This is a genomic window from Vibrio sp. Makdt (assembly GCF_027587015.1).
Classification (GTDB): domain Bacteria; phylum Pseudomonadota; class Gammaproteobacteria; order Enterobacterales; family Vibrionaceae; genus Vibrio; species Vibrio chagasii_B.
Genome location: NZ_JAPPTH010000025.1, coordinates 1 through 21,263 on the forward strand (window position 1 = coordinate 1; position 21,263 = coordinate 21,263).

Annotated in this window: 22 protein-coding genes and 4 tRNA genes; 12 read left to right on the forward strand and 14 right to left on the reverse strand. The window is 43.6% G+C overall.

Going from position 1 to position 21,263, the window contains the following annotated elements:
• Positions 1-76: 76 nt before the first annotated feature.
• The 8 genes from OH460_RS22310 to lolB all read right to left on the reverse strand — a co-directional run bounded on the left by OH460_RS22310 (position 77) and on the right by lolB (position 5,074).
• Positions 77-151, reverse strand: a tRNA-Gln gene (locus OH460_RS22310).
• Positions 152-180: 29 nt separating this feature from the next.
• Positions 181-265, reverse strand: a tRNA-Leu gene (locus tag OH460_RS22315).
• A gap of 66 nt (positions 266-331) precedes the next feature.
• Positions 332-408 (reverse strand) — tRNA-Met (locus tag OH460_RS22320).
• Between the two features lie 281 nt (positions 409-689).
• The gene (ychF, locus tag OH460_RS22325) at positions 690-1,781 is read right to left on the reverse strand and encodes a redox-regulated ATPase YchF (RefSeq protein WP_061034150.1); all 1,092 of its coding nucleotides are present in this window, start codon (positions 1,779-1,781) and stop codon (positions 690-692) included.
• Between the two features lie 10 nt (positions 1,782-1,791).
• Positions 1,792-2,382: an aminoacyl-tRNA hydrolase gene (gene pth, locus OH460_RS22330; RefSeq protein ID WP_004739815.1), complete on the reverse strand. Its 591-nt coding sequence runs from the start codon at positions 2,380-2,382 to the stop codon at positions 1,792-1,794.
• A 200-nt stretch (positions 2,383-2,582) separates the two neighbouring features.
• On the reverse strand, positions 2,583-3,527 hold the full coding sequence (locus OH460_RS22335; protein ID WP_004739814.1) for a ribose-phosphate pyrophosphokinase: 945 nt from the start codon (positions 3,525-3,527) through the stop codon (positions 2,583-2,585).
• A gap of 27 nt (positions 3,528-3,554) precedes the next feature.
• A complete protein-coding gene (ispE, locus tag OH460_RS22340; RefSeq protein WP_102424663.1) occupies positions 3,555-4,430 on the reverse strand; it encodes a 4-(cytidine 5'-diphospho)-2-C-methyl-D-erythritol kinase in 876 nt (291 codons plus the stop codon).
• Positions 4,427-5,074, reverse strand: a complete 648-nt coding sequence (gene lolB / locus OH460_RS22345; RefSeq protein WP_061034148.1) for a lipoprotein insertase outer membrane protein LolB — start codon at positions 5,072-5,074, stop codon at positions 4,427-4,429. The genes ispE and lolB overlap by 4 nt, the downstream gene beginning before the upstream one ends.
• A 160-nt stretch (positions 5,075-5,234) precedes the next feature.
• Between lolB and hemA the strand changes: the two genes are divergently transcribed.
• The 8 genes from hemA to ybaK all read left to right on the forward strand — a co-directional run bounded on the left by hemA (position 5,235) and on the right by ybaK (position 13,482).
• Complete coding sequence (hemA, locus tag OH460_RS22350) at positions 5,235-6,494, forward strand: glutamyl-tRNA reductase (RefSeq protein WP_008224514.1); 1,260 nt, start codon at positions 5,235-5,237, stop codon at positions 6,492-6,494.
• Positions 6,495-6,522: 28 nt separating this feature from the next.
• Positions 6,523-7,611 (forward strand): peptide chain release factor 1, encoded by a 1,089-nt coding sequence (gene prfA / locus OH460_RS22355; RefSeq protein WP_116870164.1) that lies wholly within the window; start codon positions 6,523-6,525, stop codon positions 7,609-7,611.
• A 5-nt stretch (positions 7,612-7,616) separates the two neighbouring features.
• Entirely contained in the window at positions 7,617-8,489 is an 873-nt protein-coding gene (prmC, locus tag OH460_RS22360; RefSeq protein WP_116870165.1) for a peptide chain release factor N(5)-glutamine methyltransferase, read from the forward strand.
• A gap of 196 nt (positions 8,490-8,685) precedes the next feature.
• Positions 8,686-9,069, forward strand: a complete 384-nt coding sequence (locus OH460_RS22365) for a SirB2 family protein (RefSeq protein WP_004739804.1) — start codon at positions 8,686-8,688, stop codon at positions 9,067-9,069.
• Between the two features lie 27 nt (positions 9,070-9,096).
• The gene (locus tag OH460_RS22370) at positions 9,097-9,906 is read left to right on the forward strand and encodes a SirB1 family protein (RefSeq protein WP_061034146.1); all 810 of its coding nucleotides are present in this window, start codon (positions 9,097-9,099) and stop codon (positions 9,904-9,906) included.
• A gap of 25 nt (positions 9,907-9,931) precedes the next feature.
• Positions 9,932-10,783: a 3-deoxy-8-phosphooctulonate synthase gene (gene kdsA / locus OH460_RS22375; protein WP_116870166.1), complete on the forward strand. Its 852-nt coding sequence runs from the start codon at positions 9,932-9,934 to the stop codon at positions 10,781-10,783.
• 446 nt (positions 10,784-11,229) lie between these two features.
• Positions 11,230-12,891, forward strand: coding sequence for a bifunctional UDP-sugar hydrolase/5'-nucleotidase UshA (gene ushA / locus OH460_RS22380; RefSeq protein WP_116870167.1), 1,662 nt, complete (start codon positions 11,230-11,232; stop codon positions 12,889-12,891).
• Between the two features lie 117 nt (positions 12,892-13,008).
• Positions 13,009-13,482 (forward strand): Cys-tRNA(Pro) deacylase, encoded by a 474-nt coding sequence (gene ybaK, locus OH460_RS22385; protein WP_269999559.1) that lies wholly within the window; start codon positions 13,009-13,011, stop codon positions 13,480-13,482.
• 90 nt (positions 13,483-13,572) lie between these two features.
• Here the strand turns inward: ybaK and rluF are convergent, their stop codons facing one another.
• The 3 genes from rluF to OH460_RS22400 form a co-directional block, all read right to left on the reverse strand.
• A complete protein-coding gene (rluF, locus tag OH460_RS22390) occupies positions 13,573-14,718 on the reverse strand; it encodes a 23S rRNA pseudouridine(2604) synthase RluF (RefSeq protein WP_105059140.1) in 1,146 nt (381 codons plus the stop codon).
• A gap of 168 nt (positions 14,719-14,886) precedes the next feature.
• Positions 14,887-15,468, reverse strand: a complete 582-nt coding sequence (smrA, locus tag OH460_RS22395; RefSeq protein ID WP_008224527.1) for a DNA endonuclease SmrA — start codon at positions 15,466-15,468, stop codon at positions 14,887-14,889.
• 166 nt (positions 15,469-15,634) lie between these two features.
• Positions 15,635-15,775, reverse strand: coding sequence for a DUF3149 domain-containing protein (locus OH460_RS22400; protein WP_004739790.1), 141 nt, complete (start codon positions 15,773-15,775; stop codon positions 15,635-15,637).
• Positions 15,776-16,030: 255 nt separating this feature from the next.
• Between OH460_RS22400 and OH460_RS22405 the strand changes: the two genes are divergently transcribed.
• Positions 16,031-16,107, forward strand: a tRNA-Pro gene (locus OH460_RS22405).
• Positions 16,108-16,444: 337 nt separating this feature from the next.
• Here the strand turns inward: OH460_RS22405 and OH460_RS22410 are convergent.
• The 3 genes from OH460_RS22410 to OH460_RS22420 all read right to left on the reverse strand — a co-directional run bounded on the left by OH460_RS22410 (position 16,445) and on the right by OH460_RS22420 (position 19,159).
• Positions 16,445-17,113, reverse strand: a complete 669-nt coding sequence (locus OH460_RS22410) for a LuxR C-terminal-related transcriptional regulator (protein ID WP_269999560.1) — start codon at positions 17,111-17,113, stop codon at positions 16,445-16,447.
• Positions 17,114-17,606: 493 nt separating this feature from the next.
• The gene (locus OH460_RS22415; RefSeq protein ID WP_269999561.1) at positions 17,607-18,464 is read right to left on the reverse strand and encodes a curlin; all 858 of its coding nucleotides are present in this window, start codon (positions 18,462-18,464) and stop codon (positions 17,607-17,609) included.
• An 83-nt stretch (positions 18,465-18,547) separates the two neighbouring features.
• Complete coding sequence (locus OH460_RS22420) at positions 18,548-19,159, reverse strand: curlin subunit CsgB (RefSeq protein WP_269999562.1); 612 nt, start codon at positions 19,157-19,159, stop codon at positions 18,548-18,550.
• Between the two features lie 320 nt (positions 19,160-19,479).
• Here OH460_RS22420 and OH460_RS22425 point away from each other — a divergent pair, with 320 nt between their 5' ends.
• From OH460_RS22425 to OH460_RS22435, 3 genes are read left to right on the forward strand one after another with little or no spacing between them, the layout of a single operon-like run.
• Positions 19,480-19,956 carry a curli production assembly/transport protein CsgE gene (locus OH460_RS22425; RefSeq protein ID WP_269999563.1) on the forward strand — a complete coding sequence of 159 codons (477 nt, stop codon included), beginning with the start codon at positions 19,480-19,482 and terminating at the stop codon, positions 19,954-19,956.
• Positions 19,957-19,966: 10 nt separating this feature from the next.
• The gene (locus OH460_RS22430) at positions 19,967-20,377 is read left to right on the forward strand and encodes a curli assembly protein CsgF (protein WP_004739781.1); all 411 of its coding nucleotides are present in this window, start codon (positions 19,967-19,969) and stop codon (positions 20,375-20,377) included.
• 16 nt (positions 20,378-20,393) lie between these two features.
• Positions 20,394-21,230, forward strand: a complete 837-nt coding sequence (locus OH460_RS22435) for a CsgG/HfaB family protein (protein ID WP_128161703.1) — start codon at positions 20,394-20,396, stop codon at positions 21,228-21,230.
• Positions 21,231-21,263: the final 33 nt, after the last annotated feature.

Genomic DNA, 21,263 nt, shown 5'->3' on the forward strand with positions numbered 1-21,263 from the left:
TCTGAGAGCGAGACAATATAATATAATCTTGCTTTCAATGCCATTATCTTTTTAAAGATAATTACACTTTAAATTGTGGCTGGGCTACCTGGATTCGAACCAGGGAATGCCGGCATCAAAAGCCGGTGCCTTACCGCTTGGCGATAGCCCAACAATGATATCATTTAAGACATCTCAATATGGTGCGGACGGAGAGACTTGAACTCTCACACCTTGCGGCGCCAGAACCTAAATCTGGTGCGTCTACCAATTCCGCCACGTCCGCTTTATTTCCTAAAAACTCTTTATAGTTAAAAACAAGTGTTTAATAACGAATAGAGTGCTTAGGAAATGGTGGCTACTGCGGGATTTGAACCTGCGACCCCATCATTATGAGTGATGTGCTCTAACCAACTGAGCTAAGTAGCCATTTCCAAATTGTTGCTCATTTTGAAACGTTGCCGCTTCGCTGTGAACGGGGCGCATTATGCGTAGTTGAGTGAAACCCGTCAACTTTTTTTTTGAATAAATCACGAATAAACATCTGTTCGGTTTCTTTTTAGTCAAAGAGGCGTATTTGTCGGCAAAAAATAGGTCAAAAGGGCGATATATATAGGAAGTTAACTTTCTGATGTCGAACTCTTGCTAAAGAGTAAAAACAAAAAGGCCAGTGAAATTCACTGGCCTTTTATCCGATATTTAATCAGCAATTATACGTTGAAGCGGAAGTGAACAACGTCACCATCTTTTACGATGTATTCTTTGCCTTCTAGACGCCATTTACCTGCGTCTTTTGCGCCGCTCTCACCGTTAAATTCGATGAAGTGATCAAAACCAACAACTTCAGCTCGGATGAAGCCTTTTTCGAAGTCCGTGTGGATCTTACCAGCCGCTTGTGGAGCTGTTGCGCCTACAGGAATTGTCCAAGCGCGAACTTCTTTAACACCCGCAGTGAAGTAAGTTTGAAGAGTAAGTAGTTCGTAACCAGAGCGGATCACTCGGTTTAGACCTGGTTCTTCGATACCCATGTCCGCTAGGAACTCTTCACGATCTTCGTCGTCAAGCTCAGAAAGCTCAGATTCGATAGCAGCACATACTGCAACAACAACGTTGTTCTCTTTTTCAGCGTATTCACGAACAGCGTCTAGGTAAGGGTTGTTTTCAAAACCATCTTCAGCAACGTTTGCGATGTACATTGTTGGCTTAAGTGTTAGGAAGTTTAGGTAGCCGATTGCTGCCGCTTCTTCTTTCGCTAGTTCAACAGTACGCGCCATACCACCTTCAGTAAGAACTGGTAGTAGCTTTTCTAGTACAGTGATTTCGAATTTAGCGTCTTTGTCGCCGCCTTTTGCTTTCTTAGCGTTACGTTGAATTGCACGCTCACAGCTGTCTAAGTCAGCCAGTGCAAGTTCAAGGTTGATCACTTCGATATCTTCGATTGGAGATACTTTACCAGAAACGTGAACGATGTTTTCGTTTTCAAAGCAGCGTACAACGTGACCGATCGCGTCAGTTTCACGGATGTTCGCTAGGAATTTGTTACCAAGACCTTCACCTTTAGATGCACCAGCAACTAGGCCAGCGATATCAACGAATTCCATCGTTGTTGGAAGGATCTTTTGTGGATTAACAATTTTTGCTAATGCATCTAAGCGTAGATCTGGAACCGGAACGATACCTGTGTTTGGTTCGATCGTACAAAATGGAAAGTTTGCTGCTTCGATGCCTGCTTTAGTCAGTGCGTTAAACAGAGTTGACTTACCAACGTTTGGTAGACCAACGATGCCACATTTAAAACCCATGATATAAACCTTATTCTGCTTTGAACGTATGTAAGCGATTTTGTGCTTTTGGTAGGCCATCTTTTAATAAGATGTCTAGGCTGCGAACCGATTCGTCAACGACGGCCTCGATACACTCTTGCTCTTTTTGCGGAGCTTTGCCTAATACATAACCTGCAACTTTATCTTTGTGTCCGGGATGGCCGATGCCTAATCTCAGACGATAGAATTCTTTATTGTTACCCTGTTTGCTGATGATGTCTTTTAGACCGTTGTGTCCACCATGACCACCACCTTTTTTGAACTTTCCAATACCAGGAGGAAGGTCTAACTCATCATGAGCAACCATGATCTCTTCTGGTTTAATTTGGTAGAACTTTGCCAAAGCTGCAACTGCTTTGCCTGACAAGTTCATAAAAGTCGTTGGGATCAGCAAACGAAGATCTTCACCATGAACCATGATACGACCCGTTAGGCCAAAGAACTTTGGTTCGTTCTTCAGTGTTACGTTGTGTACACGTGCTAATTCTTCAACTACCCAAGCACCCGCATTGTGGCGAGTTTTGGCGTATTCTGGACCTGGATTAGCCAGTCCAACGAGAAGTTTTATTTGTTGGCTCAAGGTATGGATCTCTCTTGGGATTTCAAAAAGCGCCGTATGATATCACAGTTTATGAAAAAGGTGCGAGCTAGCTGATGGCACCATGATTATTCCGAGCTGTGATAAACAACAGTCACCAGATATAAAAAAAGCACTTCATCAAATGAAGTGCTTAATGTCTTTCTCTAACGAGTTTCTAAAACAAAGCTAAATAGCCTTGATTAGTTGAACATCGCTGAGATTGATTCTTCGTTGCTGATACGACGAATCGCTTCAGCAAGCATGCGAGAAAGGCTAAGTGTTGTTACTTTACCTGTCGCAGCCATCTCTGGAGATAGAGAGATAGAATCCGTTACGATAACTTGGTCTAGAACAGAGTTCTTGATGTTGTTTGCAGCAGTACCCGAGAAAACAGCGTGAGTTGCGTAAGCGAATACACGCTTAGCACCGCGCTCTTTAAGCGCTTCAGCTGCTTTACATAGTGTGCCACCTGTATCGATCATGTCATCAACGATAACACAGTCGCGGCCTTCAACATCACCGATTAGGTTCATTACTTCAGAAACGTTAGCACGTGGACGACGCTTATCAACGATAGCGATATCAACGTCACCTAGCGCTTTAGCCGTTGCACGAGCACGTACAACACCACCAAGGTCTGGAGAAACCACAACTGGGTTTTCTAGACCACGGTTAGCCATGTCTTCTAGAAGAACTGGAGTACCGAAGATGTTATCAACTGGTACATCGAAGAAGCCTTGGATTTGCTCTGCGTGTAGGTCGATAGTAAGAACGCGGTCTACGCCAACGTTAGAAAGGAAATCTGCAACAACTTTTGCAGTAATTGGCACACGTGCAGAACGTACACGACGATCTTGACGGGCATAACCGAAGTAAGGGATTACAGCAGTAATACGGCCAGCAGAAGCACGGCGCATTGCGTCAATCATTACCACCAATTCCATTAGGTTGTCATTGGTTGGTGCACAAGTTGATTGAATCAGGAATACATCGCTACCACGAACGTTTTCATTGATTTGAACAGCGACTTCGCCATCAGAAAAACGGTCTACAGTAGCATCGCCAAGAGAGATGTATAGACGATCAGCAATACGTTGGGCTAGTTCAGGTGTTGCGTTACCAGCAAATAGCTTCATATCAGGCACGGTGGAAACCTCGGGTTGCGTCCAGTTTTAAATAGATTGTGGGTGGGCTGAGTGGTATTCAGCCAACGTTTCTTTTAAAGGAGAAGTGTTTCGTCCTTTCGCTACAAATGCGGAAACGGTGTCAGGCAGTTTTTCTAGCACCAATTCGGCTTCTTTTTTGCTGCTAAATTCAGCAAAAACGCACGAACCTGTGCCAGTCAATCTCGACGGCGCGTATTGTAGCAGCCATGAAAGTTGCTTATCAACCTCTGGGTACAGCATTCGAACAATTTTTTCGCAATCGTTTACGTATTCTTGCTCTAGAAGCGTTGATAGCGCTCGCTTTGGCGTATTTCTGGTTAATTCTGGATGTGTGAATATGTCTACAGTTGCTATGCTCACTTGAGGCTTAACCACGAGATACCATTTTTCATCTGGATTAGCAGGTAGCAACTGCTCACCAACGCCTTCAGCAAACGCGGCATGGCCTCGCACAAACACTGGTACATCAGCGCCAAGGTTCAGACCGATCTCTGCAAGTTGATCATCAGAAAGATTCAGTTGCCACAAGTAATTAAGCGCCACTAACACAGTTGCAGCATTTGAAGAGCCTCCGCCAATACCACCACCCATTGGTAGCACTTTCTTTAACTCAATATCGGCACCGAAAGAGGTCGAGGTGTACTGTTGAAGTGCAGTAGCGGCTTTCCAAATTAGGTTGTCTTCAAGCGCTACACCAGGTATTTCTGGCGTGATGGTTATCGAGCTCGTTTCTGAGTTTGCGGTAACCGTCAGTTCATCACCAAAGTCAACGAACTGAAAGAGTGTTTGAAGCTCGTGGTAACCATTATCACGTCGGCCAGTGATATAAAGAAATAGATTCAGCTTTGCTGGAGAAGGCCAGTGTGTTGGTGTTGTAATCATTTTTTCAGTGTCCACTTTGAAACTACGATGTTGATTTTGTTTTGGTCTTGCTTGAAAGAGAGTCGAGTAGGGAGCGGAATCGTCTCCACATTTACTTTGTCTTCACCAGATTGCAGTGTACTCGGCATCTCTGTATTGCGATAGTTAGCAAAACTCAGAGTCCATAGTTGGTTGCTGACTTGCTTGGTTAGTGACTCAAGGGTGTTCGTTGTATTTAGCTGATAGCTATCCGCTTGGTCTGGAATGCCAAGGAACCATTGTGGCAGATGATCAACAGGGATCTTCAAGCCTGTAAGCTGCTCAACCAAAATAGAGGCGCTCGCGTGGGTAAATACTTGGTCATCATAAGTGACGACTTTGGCGCCAGATGGATCAATGGTCAGGTTTAATGCGGTTTGACCAAGGAAAGTGGTGAGTCTTAATTGACTTTGATTTGGAGAGTGCTTCCAAACGAAATTGAGGCTTTGGCGCTGCTCGGGAGAGATGTAGGCAAGCTTACCTGAAGCTTGATAGTTTTCTATCTGTAATAGGCGGCTTTGGTGTGTTTGCCATTCAACACTCGTCGGTTGTTCCGGGATAGACGAGCAACCCACCATGATTATGGTAATAAAAATAAGAGACGCGATTTTACGAAGCTTGCCCATATTTGCTCACAACTTGTTCAAATTCATCTAAAAAACGCTTCAACTATAGCATTGAATTCACGAAGTCAGGAAAACAAATCCCGCTTGCTCTTTAAATAGAGCCATGCATCAAGTAAAATTCGCCCCTTGTTTCCATTCCCTGATCGAGAACTTCTGATACATGTCTTTGCTTGCCGTAGGTATCAATCACAATACAGCGTCGGTTGAATTGCGAGAAAAAGTCGCTTTTGGTCCAGATAAACTGTCTGAGGCACTCAAGCAACTTAACGCAAATGCACACGTAAATGGAAGTGTCATACTTTCTACCTGTAACCGAACTGAAGTGTATTGTGACGTTAAAAGCGGAGCGAAAAACAAGCTTATCGATTGGTTGTCGGTTTTCCACCAAGTGAGCCCTGAAGAGCTAAAGCCAAGTCTTTATATCCATGAAGAACAGGCTGCTATTAAACATTTAATGCGCGTTGCTTGTGGTTTGGACTCTTTGGTTTTGGGTGAGCCGCAAATCTTAGGTCAGGTTAAGCAAGCTTATACAGACTCTCGTGGTAGTAAGTCTGTCGATGCTTCAATGGAAAAGCTGTTCCAGAAATCATTTTCTGTGGCGAAGCGCGTTCGAACGGAAACAGAAATCGGCGGAAGTGCGGTGTCTGTGGCTTACGCAGCTTGTACTTTAGCCAAGCATATTTTTGAGTCGATTGCTGATTCAACCGTGTTGTTGGTTGGTGCTGGTGAAACGATTGAACTTGTGGCTAAGCACCTTTCAGCAAATGGCTGTACTAAAATGATTGTGGCTAACCGAACTCGTGAGCGTGCTTTAGGGTTAGCCGAAGAGTTTGGTGCTGAAGTGATCAGCTTAAATGAAATTCCAGATCACCTGCACAGAGCAGATATCGTGATCAGTTCAACCGCAAGCCCGCTGCCAATTATTGGTAAGGGTATGGTTGAGACCGCTCTGAAAACAAGAAAGCATCAACCTATGTTATTGGTTGATATTGCAGTGCCTCGTGATGTGGAATCACAGGTTGGCGAACTGAACGATGCTTACTTGTATTCGGTTGATGATTTGCAGTCGATTGTTGATGGCAACATCGAGCAACGTAAAGTGGAAGCAATCCAAGCTGAAGCGATCGTCAGTGAAGAAAGTGCCGCGTTCATGAGTTGGATGCGCTCACTACAAGCGGTCGACAGTATTCGTGAGTACCGAAAGTCAGCGAATGAAATCCGCGAAGAATTATTGAGTAAAAGTTTACAATCACTTGCCGCTGGCGGTGACCCTGAGAAAGTTTTACTGGAGCTTAGCAATAAGCTCACAAACAAATTGATCCATGCTCCAACCCGCGCACTACAAAGTGCTGCTGAGCAAGGAGAACCTGCGAAATTAACGGTCATTAGACAGAGTTTGGGCCTAGAAGACCCTCAATAATATTAGACCTCCAACAAGATAAGACATTATGAAAGCCTCGATTCTAGTAAAGCTTGAAACACTTGTTGAACGCTACGAAGAAGTTCAACACCTGCTTGGCGATCCAGATGTGATCGGTGATCAAAACAAATTCCGTGCACTATCTAAAGAGTACTCTCAGTTAGAAGAAGTGACTAAGTGCTTCCAAGCTTACCAGCAAGCTCAAGACGATCTAGAAGCTGCCGAAGATATGGCGCAGGAAGACGACGAAGAGATGCGCGAAATGGCGCAGGAAGAAATTAAAGAAGCGAAAGAAGCGATTGAGCGTCTAACTGATGAGCTTCAGATTCTTCTTCTACCTAAAGATCCAAACGATGAGCGTAACTGTTTCCTAGAGATCCGTGCTGGTGCGGGTGGCGATGAAGCGGGTATCTTCGCGGGTAACCTGTTCCGTATGTACTCTAAGTTTGCAGAGAAGAAAGGCTGGCGCGTTGAAGTAATGAGCAGCAATGACTCTGAGCAAGGCGGCTACAAAGAGATGATCGCTAAAGTAAGCGGTGAAGGTGTTTACGGCGTAATGAAGTTTGAATCAGGCGGTCACCGTGTTCAACGTGTACCAGAGACTGAATCTCAAGGCCGTGTTCATACTTCTGCATGTACTGTTGCTGTTATGCCTGAAATCCCAGAAGCGGATCTTCCAGAAATTAAGTCTGCAGACCTGAAAATCGATACCTTCCGTGCTTCTGGCGCGGGTGGTCAGCACGTTAACACCACGGATTCAGCTATCCGTATTACTCACTTGCCAACAGGTACAGTAGTAGAGTGTCAGGACGAGCGTTCTCAACACAAAAACAAAGCGAAGGCGATGGCTGTTCTTGCTGCACGTATTGTACAAGCTGAAGAAGAGCGCCGTGCGGCTGAAGTATCAGACACGCGTCGTAACCTGCTAGGCTCGGGTGACCGTAGTGACCGTATCCGTACTTACAACTACCCGCAAGGTCGTGTTTCTGATCACCGCATCAACCTAACACTTTACCGTCTGAACGAAGTGTTAGAAGGTGACATGCAAAGTCTGATTGATCCAGTTTTACAAGAGCACCAAGCAGACCAACTTGCTGCGCTAGCTGAGAACAACTAAACCTTATGCAATCTGCCTATACGGTTGAAAGTGCATTAAAAGCAGCAATCGTAGCGCTTCAAGAGGGTGACAACACGTCACCCTCAATTGATGCTGCGGTACTGCTTTGTCACGCCTTAGATAAACCAAGATCTTACCTACTTACTTGGCCTGAGAAGCATCTCACCTCAGAGCAAGAGTCTGAATTTCAAGCCCTTTTAAAACGTCGCTTAACCGGTGAGCCAGTGGCTTACATTGTTGGTGAGCGTGAGTTTTGGTCGCTGCCGCTAAAAGTTTCGCCATCTACTCTAATTCCTCGTCCGGATACCGAGCGTTTGGTCGAAGTCGCGTTGGATAAAACTTATGGCAAACAAGGCGCGATTCTCGATTTAGGGACAGGTACTGGTGCTATCGCATTGGCGTTGGCGTCTGAGATGCCAAATCGACCAGTGACGGGCATTGATCTTCGTCCTGAAGCTCAAGCGCTTGCAACAGAGAATGCGAAACGCTTAAACATCACCAATGCCACGTTCTTGCATGGCAGTTGGTTTGATCCGCTTAGCGGTCTGGCTTCTGATGGCGATGAGGTTAAGTTCTCTCTGATTGTCTCTAACCCACCTTACATAGAGAAAGATGATCCTCATCTATCTCAGGGCGATGTGCGTTTTGAGCCGATTACTGCGCTTGTTGCTGAAGAGAAAGGGCTTGCTGATATTCGCTACATTTCTGAAAACGCACGTGGCTTTTTGGAAAATGAAGGCTGGTTGGCGTTTGAACACGGTTACGATCAAGGCTTGGCTGTACGCGAGATAATGCAAGCACTAGGTTATCTCGATGTGGTTACAGAGAAAGATTACGGCGGTAATGACCGAGTTACATTAGGTCGTTATTGCTCATAGTTCGTTGTTGTTTGCTTGGGGGCTTAGTCGTTGCTAGCCACTCATGTAACCCTAGAGGGCGAACTTACGAAATTGATACCTTTAACGCGAAATTACATTTGACTCGGTAATGCATTTAACGCAGAAATACAGAGCACTAACGGGTACTGTGTCGCTCGTGTTAACGAAAGCACATATAAAAATATAAAGGAATACCATGTACGAAGGTTTAAAACATTTTCACCTACTAACGATTGCGATAAGCGTGTCACTTCTTTCAATTCGTTTCGTTCTTATGATGGCGAACTCACCAAAGCTTAAGCACCCTTTCTTGCAGCGTTTCCCTCATATCAACGACTCGTTGCTATTGCTATCGGGTATTGGTTTGATTTTTATCACTGGCTTTATTCCATTTACTCCAGCTGCGCCATGGCTAACAGAAAAGCTAACTTGTGTGATGGCTTATATCGCACTCGGTTTCTTTGCGCTTAAGTTGGGTAAAAACAAGTTATTGAGAGTATTCTCGTTCTTCGGTGCGCTTGGCTGGTTAGCGATGGCTGGCAAAATTGCGATGACGAAGACACCAACATTTTTCGGTTAATGATCTCCTTATTTCGGTTAACTACCTATGTACGAATTTTTTGACGAAGACTTTGACCAGCTAGAATTAGCTGAGGGTGCATTGATCTTAAATAAAGCGATTAACCCAGAGACTCAAGATAGTTGGGCTGAGCAAGAATTGGCGAGATTGTTTAAAGAAGCTGAGTTTGCTTTGGTTCATGAAACCGACGAGCAACAGAAGTTTGAGTCCTTTATTCGACTATTCTTCTATGAATGGGGCTTTGCTGGCGATAAAGATGCCTACTTCTCTTCAGAGAATGCTTTCATCGATAAAGTGCTAGAGCGTAAGAAAGGTATTCCAGTCAGTCTTGGCGCTATCTTTCTTTTTCTAGGTCGCAAGCTAGGCTTTCCTGTAGAGGGTGTCTCTTTCCCGACTCAGTTTCTGCTTAAAGTGACTTGGTACGGCCAAGCAGCAGTGTATATCAACCCCTACAATGGTGAATACGTTGGTGAACAGACACTGCGAGCGTGGTTGATCGGTCATGATGGACCATTGGCTAAGCTTAAATCAGAGCATTTAGAAGTGGCTGATCATCCAACAATCATTGGTAAGTGGCTAGCGCTACTAAAGAGTGCACTACTGAGAGAAGAGCGCTATACGCTTGCATTGAAATGTACAGACCTTGCATTAACGTTTGTACCGGACGACCCGTATGAAATCCGCGACCGTGGCTTTATCTATCAGCAGTTGGATTGTCACCAAGTGGCGGCGACGGATTACCAATATTTTATCGACCAATGCCCAGATGACCCTGCATCTGAGTTACTGAAATCTCAAGTGAACGTCATGAATGAAAAGACCGTGGTTGTTCACTAATTAATAATTATTTAGAGAGAATATGATGGAACAGAAAACAGTTCATATTGGCGACATGCCAATTGCTAACGACAAGCCATTTACGCTATTTGCAGGCATGAACGTTCTTGAATCTCGCGATCTAGCAATGCAGATCTGTGAGCACTACGTGAAAGTAACTGAAAAGCTGGGTATTCCTTATGTATTTAAGGCCTCTTTCGATAAGGCAAACCGCAGCTCAGTTCACTCATACCGTGGCCCTGGTATGGAAGAAGGTCTAAAAATCTTCCAAGAATTGAAAGACACATTTGGCGTAAAGATCATCACTGATGTTCACACCGAAGCACAAGCTCAGCCAGTTGCTGATGTAGTTGATGTTATTCAACTTCCAGCATTCCTAGCTCGTCAAACTGACCTTGTTGAAGCGATGGCTAAGACTGGTGCAGTTATCAACGTGAAGAAGCCTCAGTTCATGAGCCCAAACCAAGTTGGTAACATCGTGGATAAATTCGCTGAATGTGGCAACGACAAGATTATCCTTTGTGAGCGTGGCTCTTGCATGGGCTATGACAACCTAGTTGTAGATATGCTTGGTTTTGGCGTAATGAAGAATTCTTCAAACGGTAGCCCGATCATCTTTGACGTGACGCACTCTCTGCAAATGCGTGACCCTTCAGGTGCAGCATCTGGTGGTCGTCGTGAGCAAACGGTTGAACTTGCTAAAGCTGGCTTAGCGACCGGTATTGCTGGTCTATTCATTGAAGCTCACCCGAACCCAGACCAAGCACGTTGTGATGGTCCATCGGCACTGCCTCTGGATAAGCTAGAGCCGTTCTTGAAGCAGATGAAAGCACTTGATGACCTTATCAAAGGCTTTGACCACATCGATATTAAATAATCGAACTGTATAGAATTAAGAGCCGGCGCAAGTGCCGGCTTTTTTGTACCTATTGCTAAGTGAATGGCTACTAGCTTGAGCTCCTTAAGCTTGGCTTGTGATGTTATAACATACCCATTAAGGCTCTGATAAATCGAATAAATTTAACGAATGTCACTCTATGGGGAAGCGGGATTGAGTAAATCACAAATAATCTAAAAAATGATGAAAACGTTTGCCTGTGATCACTTATTTGCTCAAATGTAACTTTGTCGCTTTGTTACACACTCGATAGGGGATTAAGGTGATCTATCCTACATAAATATGAAATCACTCTGTTAGGTTTACCGTCTTAATTTAAACTACTTCAAGTTTTACCATTCTCTAACCATGTTTATTAAGTAAGCATTGGCTCTATGGGAGTGGGAGAAGCAGTGGATTCCCCTAAAAAGTTCAAAGGTATGACAATGAAGCAACGCCTTATTCTAAAGACAGCACTAAGTGCTGCAATTCTAGCGACTTTAGCTGGTTGTGCGTCTCAATCTGCTCATGATTGGAACCAAGACGAAACTTACAAGCTAACGATTCTTCACACTAACGACAACCATGGTCGTTTCTGGCAGAACAAATACGGCGAGTACGGCATGTCTGCGCGTAAAACGCTGGTTGATCAACTTCGTGCAGAAGTTGAAGCAGAAGGCGGTAGCGTGTTGCTTCTATCTGGTGGTGACATCAACACGGGTGTACCAGAGTCAGATCTTCAGGATGCAGAACCTGATTTCAAAGGCATGAACAAGATTGGTTATGATGCAATGGCATTAGGTAACCATGAGTTTGATAACTCACTAGAGGTTCTACAAAAACAAATCGATTGGGCTAACTTCCCAATGCTATCTGCAAACATCTACGATAAAGCGACTGGCGAACGTAAGTTCCAAGCTTATGAGATGTTTGAAAAGCAAGGTATTAAAATCGCGGTTATTGGTTTGACGACTGAAGATACCCAAAAGATTGGTAACCCAGAGTTTATCGCAGGTATCGATTTCCGTGACCCTAAAGAAGAAGCGAAGAAACTGATCGCTGAACTTAAAGAAACAGAAAAACCAGATCTTATCTTTGCTGTGACTCACATGGGTCACTACGAAAATGGTCAGCGTGGCGTTAACGCACCAGGTGATGTTGCACTAGCGCGTTACCTAGACGAAGGTGACCTAGACATGATCGTTGGTGGTCACTCTCAAGAGCCTGTATGTATGGAAGGCCCTAACGTTGCGAAGAAAAACTTCAAGCCGGGTGATGAGTGTAAACCTGACCTTCAAAACGGTACTTACATCGTTCAAGCTCACGAATGGGGTAAATATGTAGGCCGTGCTGATTACGAATTCCGTAATGGCGAGTTAGAGATGGTGAGCTATGACCTAATCCCAGTTAACCTGAAGAAAAAGGTTAAGATCGACGGTAAGAAGCAACGTGTACTTATCCAAGACGAGATCGCACAAGATCCTGAGCTACTTGAATTCCTACGTCCTTTCCAAGAGCAAGGCCAAGCACAGCTTGAAGTTAAGATTGCTGAAACAAATGGCAAGCTTGAAGGTGACCGTAACGTGGTTCGCTTCCAACAAACAAACCTTGGTCGTCTGATTGCAACTTCTCACATGGAGCGTGCAAAAGCAGACTTCGCTGTGATGAACTCTGGTGGTGTTCGTGATTCAATTGAAGCGGGTGAAGTAACATACAAAGATGTACTAACAGTACAACCTTTTGCAAACATCCTGACTTACACAGACATGACGGGTAAAGAAGTTCTAGATTACCTAAATGTAGTGGCAACTAAACCTATCGATTCAGGTGCTTACGCACAATTCGCTGGTATCTCAATGACGGTAGCGAACGGTGAAGTATCTAACGTATTCATCGGCGGCAAGCAACTTCGTTTAGACGAAACATACCGCTTCACAGTACCAAGCTTTAACGCTGCTGGTGGTGACGGCTACCCTAAACTGTCTGATCACCCTGGTTACGTAAATACAGGTTTTGTTGACGCTGAAGTATTGAAAGAGTACCTAGAAGCGAATAGCCCAGTTGACGTGAACAAGTACGCACCTTCAGGTCAAATTGTTTACAAGTAATTGAATTCGAAAAATTGAATCATTAAGCGCTAAATTCGATTGACTCTAGCGCCATGATAAATTTAACTAAAGCGACGCTCCGGCGTCGCTTTTGTTTATCTATCGTTTGGATTTGTTATGACCCCTGCAATCAATCTTGCCAAGAAAAAGAAAATCGCTCATACGGTGCATCAGTATCACCACGATGCTAACAATACCAACTATGGATTAGAAGTCGTTGAGGCGCTTGGTCAGGATCCTAAACGTGTATTCAAAACGCTGCTATTCTGCCTAAATGGTGTGGCTAAAGACTTGGCTGTTGCGGTGATTCCTGTCGACCAGAAATTGAATTTGAAACTTGCAGCTAAAGCGGCAAAAGGTAAAAAAGCAGAGATGGCTAACCCAGACATTGCTCAGAAAACCACAGGTTATGTCGTAGGGGGGATCAGTCCGCTTGGTCAGAAGAAAGCGCTGCCGACTTTTGTTCATTCCAGTGCGACGGATTTTGAAACGATCTGCGTAAGTGCAGGCAAGCGAGGGTTGGAAATTGAACTTGCCCCTAAAGATTTAGCTCAACTAACTCGAGCTCAGTTTACTGATTTGTGCTTGTAAGCTGTTGATTAGCCGTCGTCAGTCATGATGTATGAAGCAACAAATAAAAACGCCCACGACTAAGTGGGCATTTTTGTATAAGGAATCACTCTACTTTTTCAGACCTAGAGTACCACCAACACGTTTTGCTGCTGGCTTATTTGGTCGGTTTGACTCTTGGTGGCGATTAGTCGACTTGCCACCTCGGTGGTCGGCATTACCACGGCCAGCGCGATTGCGATCTGAACTCTTGTTGTCTGAGTTAGAGCGCTCTGATCGAGAATTCGATTTCCAATTCTCTGTATTGCCCTTGCTTTGGCCTTTGTTTTCGCCATTCGATGAATTACGACCACGCTTTGAATTAGGTGCATGACGGAATTCGTCCGCGTTATTACCGCGGTAAGTACGAGTACGGTTTTCTTTTTGATTACGGCGAGCGGTAGAAGCTTGGTTCTCTTCACGGCTATCAAACAGCTTAGCGTCTGTCGCCTTGCGGATACGCTGACCCTTCGCATTAATTTTAGATGCGTCTTCTGTACTTACAGAACCTTCACACATCGCTAGAATTTCTGCGATCTCTTCTTCGCTCAAGTAACGCCACTTGCCATTAGGGATACCGTCCAAAGAGATGTTCATGATACGAACACGACGCAGTTTGAAAACTTCATAGCCAAGTGCTTCACACATACGACGAATCTGGCGGTTCAGACCTTGCGTTAATGTGATTCGGAATGAGAACTTAGTCTCTTTCTCAACCTTACATGGCAAAGTCACCGTATCTAGGATAGGCACACCCGCTGCCATTTTCTGTAAGAACTCACCAGTGATTGGCTTATCGACACGAACCACATACTCTTTTTCGTGGTTGTTACCAGCACGAAGAATCTTATTTACGATGTCACCGTCGTTTGTTAAGAAGATCAAACCATCAGATGGTTTATCCAAACGGCCAATCGGGAAGATGCGCTTATGGTGACCGATGAAATCGACGATGTTCCCAGGAATATCACGTTCAGTGGTGCAGGTAATGCCTGTCGGCTTATTCAAAGCGATGTAGATTGGCTTCTCTTTTGAGCGAACTGGTTTGTTGTCGATCTCAACATCATCACCTGGCATTACTTTGGTGCCCATTTCTGGGATCTTGCCGTTAATAGTAACTCGACCTGCATCAATCAGTTTGTCGGCTTCGCGGCGTGAGCAAAAACCAGTTTCACTGATGTATTTGTTAAGGCGTTTAGCTTGGGATTCTTGTGACATGATATTCTCTTAGCGTTTCACAACGGAAATATAGGAAAACAAAAAAGCAACTACAGAGCAGTTGCTTTACGTTTGAATTCGTTAACTGATACCAATTTTAGCACTTGCTTTGAGTCTAGGCACTAAATATCGATCTTGGGGTGAAACCCCTATCCAGAATTTCAATGATCAGCTAGTGCGCTTTTGATGACGCTCTCTGTTTTCTAGTTTCTTCTCATTGCTCTTTCTAAGCATGACATAAACAGCACCGGTACCACCGTGAAATTGCTGTGCAGAGTGTACACATTGCACATCGTTGATCTGAGTAAGCCAGTTGGTAACGTAGCTTTTCATCATCGCTGGTGGATTTGAACGTTCTCCTTTTCCGTGAACGATAATGACAGTGCGAACATCCATTCTTAAGCATTGGCGTAAAAATGACAGCACTTCGTTGCGAGCATCTTTCAGCGTCTTTCTATGGAGATCGAGTTTGGCCTGAATGGGGTACTTACCAAGGCGCAGTTTTTTGTATACGCCTTCCTGAACACCATCTTTCTTGTAAGCAATAACGTCGTCTGGCTTAACCATCGGAGAGTAATCGAGTGATAGGTAATCTTTCTCATCATCAGAGAGCCACATAGCGGCTTCACGCTTAGCAAGGTGAGACTCTGTAACGCGATGTACTTTCTGGTGTTCTGCGGTGTCATGGTCGATACGTTTAACATCGCCCATCATTTGTTGGAATAGATCTAAATCGTCATCATGAGACATAGTTTGCATCTCAAGTTGGTAAGGATGGAGTAAGTATACCTAAGTTGGGGTAGGGTTTAAAAATGAAAAAACCGGAGGAGACAAGAGAAGTCAGCTCCGGTGCAAAGCGTTTTCAAGTTTACCTATAGCAACGAGGCTTGAGGTAAATGATTTAGGCTGAGCGACTCTAGTGAGGAGATTTGTCAGTCATAACTTTGTAGATGAAGAAGCCTCCATAAAACATCATGAGACCCAGAGCCCCGAAGATTACTATCATTGAAGATAGTCCCACCGCATTACCAAATAGGAGATCTAGCCAAAAGTCCATGTGTATACCTCAAAGTTATATGACATGGCTTAGTGTATTAAGTAGCATTATCAATTTACTGATCTGGATCAATCCTGTTGCATAAGTTAAATACTTGTTGGTAACTGTGTGTTTTTCGTCACATTGAGCTTGTTGCTGTATGTCTTTTGTTCGAACGATTCAAAATCGCAATAAATATGATAAAAAGCCCTTGCGGATAAACTCAGAATCCGTATTATACGCTCCATCGACAGGCAATGAGCCAGTAAGATATCTCGGTGAATAGCGCAGCTTGGTAGCGCATCTGGTTTGGGACCAGAGGGTCGGGGGTTCGAATCCCTCTTCACCGACCACATTAAAGAAAGCCGTAGCAGAAATGCTACGGCTTTTTTGCATTTACATTTACGGTTTCGATTTGGTTTAGACTCAGAGGGTGGGGGCTGGAATGCCAGTCCAATCGAATTCCTCTTCACCGACCACTTATAGAAAGCCTGCTCAATGAGCAGGCTTTCGTCGTTTAGGAGCGTAGAAAATAGGATTAGAACCCAAGCGGGGTTCGCCTGATGTTCAAAATAAGCTCTTACCGGCCGCATTAAACAAAGCCGCAGCACTCTCTGCAATAGAAGGGGCTACGGCTTTTTTGCATTTGAACTGCTTTGACCGTTTATGGTTTAGAGCAGAGAGTTAGGTCTATTGGACGAACTCATTAGTCGCGACATTATTCTTCACCCAGATCAAAGCTTGTAAGCGATTCTTCACCTTAATCTTTTTGAATGTATTGTGAAGGTGTGCCTTAACGGTATTTTCGCTTACATAGAGCGTGTCCGCAATTTGCGTGTTAGACGCGCCATCGCCGAGTAGTTTGATGATCTGCTGTTCGCGTTTAGTGAGCTTGAGGTAATAAGGACTGGTTTTCGCGCACTGCCTCTCTCTATAGAAGCTAATGTATTGGTAAATGAGCTTTCTGCTCATCCACATTTCGCCCTGTAAGATACAGTTAAATCCTGTCACTAGCTTATCAAGCGTGTCAGAGGCATAAAAAATACCAACGAGATACTGCCATTTGAGCATTTCAGAGTGAGGGAAGTCGCTGGGCGTATTGAGCAATACTTCATGAACATCACTCTCGATGTCATCTCTAAGCTCTTGATATTTTTCGGTGTACTGTTTACTCATTGTAGGGTAATCAATAATCACCAAATCTAGGTTAGGAGCTTGTAATGACTTAGTCGATAGCCTTTCTGGTGACACTAGTTTTATGTCTAAATTTACCTTTTGTTCTATAGATTCTTTGAGCAGCGTTGATTGCAAATTGTTCTCTGCTATTAAAATGGCTTGATGAACTCCCGGACTAGCCATGTGTAAACTCCTTTTACTGATCACCGCGTACTTATTAGACTTTAAAGTTTATAGCACGGACTAGTATTCCGCTAATCTGACCATTAAATATTTCAATTATTTTCAGCCTAATTAATAGAACACGTGAAGGTATATTCTATTCTTAACTGGAAGTGTATGTTTACTCTTAGTTTGTTTTCATTTTTTTGTGATTTTACAGGATTTAGAAATTTTCCATGCTTCGCTGTCGGTATGATTCTCTAATGTTGCAGGGAATTGATCTAAGCCTAATATTAAAGTTGTCTTACCACTATTAACTTTCTGATTATACACTGAATTGGCCTGTGTTTTTAACATTAATGAGAATGGAGAGTCGTTCTCAATTTTCAATATGATATCTTGTTTTTTTATTGAACACTCAATCGTGTCCAACGTTTTAGCGTAGGTATTTAAATGTGTTAGGTAAAATAAAGCGGCGATGAACGCCGCTTTGCCATATATAAAATATGTCATATTAATTTTGGTAGATAAGACCAACGTTTCCGTTTGCACCGTTACCTAACACAGCTGCATTATCGTAAGACGTTTGTTCAATCAGGAATTGGTTCATATCACTGTTGGTTAAACTAACCGTAGCGTTTGAATGAGAGCCGGTTTGAAGAGTGAACACGCGGTTATCGTTACTGTTCATTAGGTCGATATCAACATCGTTTCTATCACCACCACCAACATCGGTATTAACGATAGTTTCTACGTAGTTACCATCACCCCAGATATCGATAGCCACATCGTTTCTGTCAACACTGCCGTTACTGAACTCTGTGTAAGTCTTGTTAGAGTTACCGTTGATGTACACGTCAGCTTCGTTGCGGTCAGCACCACCTTTCGCTTTTACTACCGAAAGGTTCTCATCACCCATTTGCGTGACTCGTAGATCGTTATTTCGACCCGCTCCTTTCACTTTCACTCTAGCTTGGTTATGTAAACCGTCTTGGTCTATGAGCGCGTTGTTTCTTTTGTAACGTAGCTTAACGTGAGCTTCATTGAGATTACCACTTTGCTCAACAACCACATCTGATTTATAACTCGCATGTGTGTCCACAAGAGCCACATGACCATCTGTAACACCTGATGTATTTTGATTAATGGTTACGTTAGCCATGTCACCGCTACCCATTTGCCATACAGCAGTATTATCCATAGCCAAAGGCTCTATAGCTGCAACTTTTCCTTTGATACCAAGATCAGTTGTACCTTCTTTAACTCCGATTGCTGGCTCTGGAGCCGGGTAAGGTGCAGGAAGTGGATCTGCGTGAGCTGCATTAAAACCAATAATGGCACCGACTATAATTCCAATTTGTGTAAGTTTCATAGGTTGTATCCTTATACATTTCCATGTCGACTATGTGTCACTTCCAATGAAGCGACTTTGAATCAAGCTATCCATACTGCGCGCTAATTTGCTTGATTGATGTAGATCCTCATTGAGCTCGATGCATTGACGATCGCAAAGTCGTGCCCGTCTTGAGAAATCCCTAAGTTGTCCCCTCCTGAGCCAGCCATAAACGCCACATTGTGATTACCTTTTTGGTCAATGCTTAATTGGCTACCTTGTCCAGAGAAGTTTGCTTGTCCTATTACCGCCAAATTGTGGTTTCCATCTTGGGAAATTAACGCTTCGCTGTTCCCGCCGATCTGCCCAATTGCAGCGGTATTGTTGGATCCGTCTTGATTTATGTATGCGACATTATTCCGTCCCACTTGGTTAATATTCGCAGAATTAGAGTGTCCACTTTGTTTTATCTTCGCTCTATTATTTGCTTTTATTCCCGGGCTGTATTGAATAATGGCAGAACTTGAATCAGAACTGTTTGTTATATCTATTTCTGAGTAGTTATCTAAATCTCCAGAAGAGATGTTATATAAATCGCTGTAGTCATTAATAATGTCCTGATCTACATTATGTAAAAAGTCCCCTTCAACACCAGAGGCTGCAGCGATATTTAAACTACCTATTGATAAATATAAAAAAGTTAAGCTGGCAAGTGATGCTGTCCTACTTATCATTATCTTTACCTTAAAGTATCTGATGCTCGTGTATTCAACTAAATAATATATTCCGTGTTGAACGCCTTGTAACTCACTAGCATGACGAAATAGTAGGTTCACAGGTGAATATCATCTATAAACTTAAAGGTGAAAATATTTAATTGCATATGATAAATTTAATTAGTAATTGGCTTTTTTATCCCTTCATTAGTTAATTAAATCCTCTTAGAAATTAGTCCAAAAGTTTATATATGCCACTGGGAGCATGAATTAGGCTTTAATTGTGTTTCGATGAATCACATTCTCATTTTGTAAACGGACTTTGAATGGGAGCCCTTATGAAAATCAAGCTGCTTACAATTGCTCTACTGTCTTGCGTTGTGAACGCGGGCGAAAAGAGCCATGGTCTTGAAAATGGTGCTCCTTTGGAAAATGGAACAAAACTTGAGGATTCGACAAATAACCTGAAGGAACAGTTTAACGACTTTAGTGAAGTGAACGGAATAATAGTGGATAGAACAATCACGCGCTTAGGTGATGATTTCTATTTCTTCTTCTCGCAATCACTCAATGAGAGTTATCCCGACCTAAAGGAGAATTTGACGGTAAAAGAGAGGCCAACCGCTTTATCAGGAAGCATCATAGAGGTTCAACACTCTAGAAAACCGATCTTCCGTACAGCGTTGTCCCCCGGTCGTAGACAAGCAAAAGAACGAGCTGCTGATGCAACACGAGCTGTGGGAAATTACATCATTAGATGGCAAGCGGAAAGGCTCTTTCAGGATACTTACGACCTAGACCATGATGAATTTTAAGGAGCCAAGGATGTCGATACTTTTCAGAAAGGCAGCGCTTATTGCGTTGTTAGCTTCCCCTTCGATTTACGCGAGCGAATTGGTTTATACGCCCGTAAATCCAAGTTTCGGTGGAAACGCTTTAAATAGTTCTCATCTATTTAATCACGCTAATGCTATCAATGATTACGAAGACCCAAGTGCTAGGGATATTTTCGATGAACAAGAATCCGCATTAGATCGTTTAGCCTCCAGCTTAGAGTCTCGCTTGATTAGCCAATTGCTTGCTGACGTAGGCAATGGCAATACTGGGCAACTAGAAACGGAAGACTTCTTCCTAAACATCGTTGATGACTCAGGGACGTTATTGGTTCAAATCGTCGACAAAGCGACTGGTGAGTCAACTGAAATCAGCGTATCGGGATTAAATCCAGACCTCTAATCACAAGGATTGTGTTATGAAATCGATTATTATCGTCTTTCTAACCTTCGTGTTAGGGGGATGCACTTACTCTATGCAAATTCCAGAGACTTCTGAAACACCTAAGCTGATGCCGAGAGGATCGACTTACACCGATCTCATCTCATTACCTCAGCCTCGCGGTAAGATATTGGTGTCAGTCTATGACTTTAGAGACCAAACGGGGCAATACAAACCGCAGCCAAACAGTAACTTCTCGACGGCTGTACCACAGGGCGGTACATCACTACTCACGACAGCGTTGATTGATTCACAATGGTTCGTCCCTCTAGAACGTGAAGGGCTACAGAACTTGTTGACGGAACGTAAGATCATTCGTGCAGCTCAGAAAAAAGACAAAGTTGTGAATAATCATGGTGCGGATTTGTCATCCTTGAGTTCCGCTAACATTGTTATCGAAGGGGGGATTGTGGCTTATGACTCAAACATTGTTACCGGAGGGGCAGGCGCTAAGTATTTAGGTATTGGTGGTTCCGGGCAATACAGAACGGATCAAGTTACGGTGAATTTGAGAGCCGTCGACGTTCGAACTGGGCAAGTTCTTTTGAGTGTCACGACGACTAAAACCATTTCCTCCCATGAAATCGGCTTCGGTGCATTTCGCTTTGTTGACTATAAAGAGTTGTTAGAAGTTGAGATGGGCTACAGCCAAAATGAACCAGTGAATATTGCCGTAATGTCTGCGATAGATGCGGCAGTGATCCATTTAATCGTTAAAGGAATGAAACGTGGTATGTGGTCGCCTGGTGACCCGAACGCAATGCAAAACCCAATCATTGCTCGTTATTCCGAAGCGAGTACAGACATACTTTAAGCTACCGAGTAAGCAGCAAAATAGGGCTATGCG

Coding starts and splice junctions, on each gene's coding strand:
- ychF (WP_061034150.1), bottom strand. CDS start 1,781: ATGGGTTTTAAATGTGGCATCGTTGGTCTACCAAACGTTGGTAAGTCA.
- ispE (WP_102424663.1), bottom strand. CDS start 4,430: ATGATTACAACACCAACACACTGGCCTTCTCCAGCAAAGCTGAATCTA.
- lolB (WP_061034148.1), bottom strand. CDS start 5,074: ATGGGCAAGCTTCGTAAAATCGCGTCTCTTATTTTTATTACCATAATC.
- hemA (WP_008224514.1), top strand. CDS start 5,235: ATGTCTTTGCTTGCCGTAGGTATCAATCACAATACAGCGTCGGTTGAA.
- prfA (WP_116870164.1), top strand. CDS start 6,523: ATGAAAGCCTCGATTCTAGTAAAGCTTGAAACACTTGTTGAACGCTAC.
- prmC (WP_116870165.1), top strand. CDS start 7,617: ATGCAATCTGCCTATACGGTTGAAAGTGCATTAAAAGCAGCAATCGTA.
- OH460_RS22365 (WP_004739804.1), top strand. CDS start 8,686: ATGTACGAAGGTTTAAAACATTTTCACCTACTAACGATTGCGATAAGC.
- OH460_RS22370 (WP_061034146.1), top strand. CDS start 9,097: ATGTACGAATTTTTTGACGAAGACTTTGACCAGCTAGAATTAGCTGAG.
- kdsA (WP_116870166.1), top strand. CDS start 9,932: ATGGAACAGAAAACAGTTCATATTGGCGACATGCCAATTGCTAACGAC.
- ushA (WP_116870167.1), top strand. CDS start 11,230: ATGAAGCAACGCCTTATTCTAAAGACAGCACTAAGTGCTGCAATTCTA.
- ybaK (WP_269999559.1), top strand. CDS start 13,009: ATGACCCCTGCAATCAATCTTGCCAAGAAAAAGAAAATCGCTCATACG.
- rluF (WP_105059140.1), bottom strand. CDS start 14,718: ATGTCACAAGAATCCCAAGCTAAACGCCTTAACAAATACATCAGTGAA.
- smrA (WP_008224527.1), bottom strand. CDS start 15,468: ATGTCTCATGATGACGATTTAGATCTATTCCAACAAATGATGGGCGAT.
- OH460_RS22400 (WP_004739790.1), bottom strand. CDS start 15,775: ATGGACTTTTGGCTAGATCTCCTATTTGGTAATGCGGTGGGACTATCT.
- OH460_RS22410 (WP_269999560.1), bottom strand. CDS start 17,113: ATGGCTAGTCCGGGAGTTCATCAAGCCATTTTAATAGCAGAGAACAAT.
- OH460_RS22415 (WP_269999561.1), bottom strand. CDS start 18,464: ATGAAACTTACACAAATTGGAATTATAGTCGGTGCCATTATTGGTTTT.
- OH460_RS22420 (WP_269999562.1), bottom strand. CDS start 19,159: ATGATAAGTAGGACAGCATCACTTGCCAGCTTAACTTTTTTATATTTA.
- OH460_RS22425 (WP_269999563.1), top strand. CDS start 19,480: ATGAAAATCAAGCTGCTTACAATTGCTCTACTGTCTTGCGTTGTGAAC.
- OH460_RS22430 (WP_004739781.1), top strand. CDS start 19,967: ATGTCGATACTTTTCAGAAAGGCAGCGCTTATTGCGTTGTTAGCTTCC.
- OH460_RS22435 (WP_128161703.1), top strand. CDS start 20,394: ATGAAATCGATTATTATCGTCTTTCTAACCTTCGTGTTAGGGGGATGC.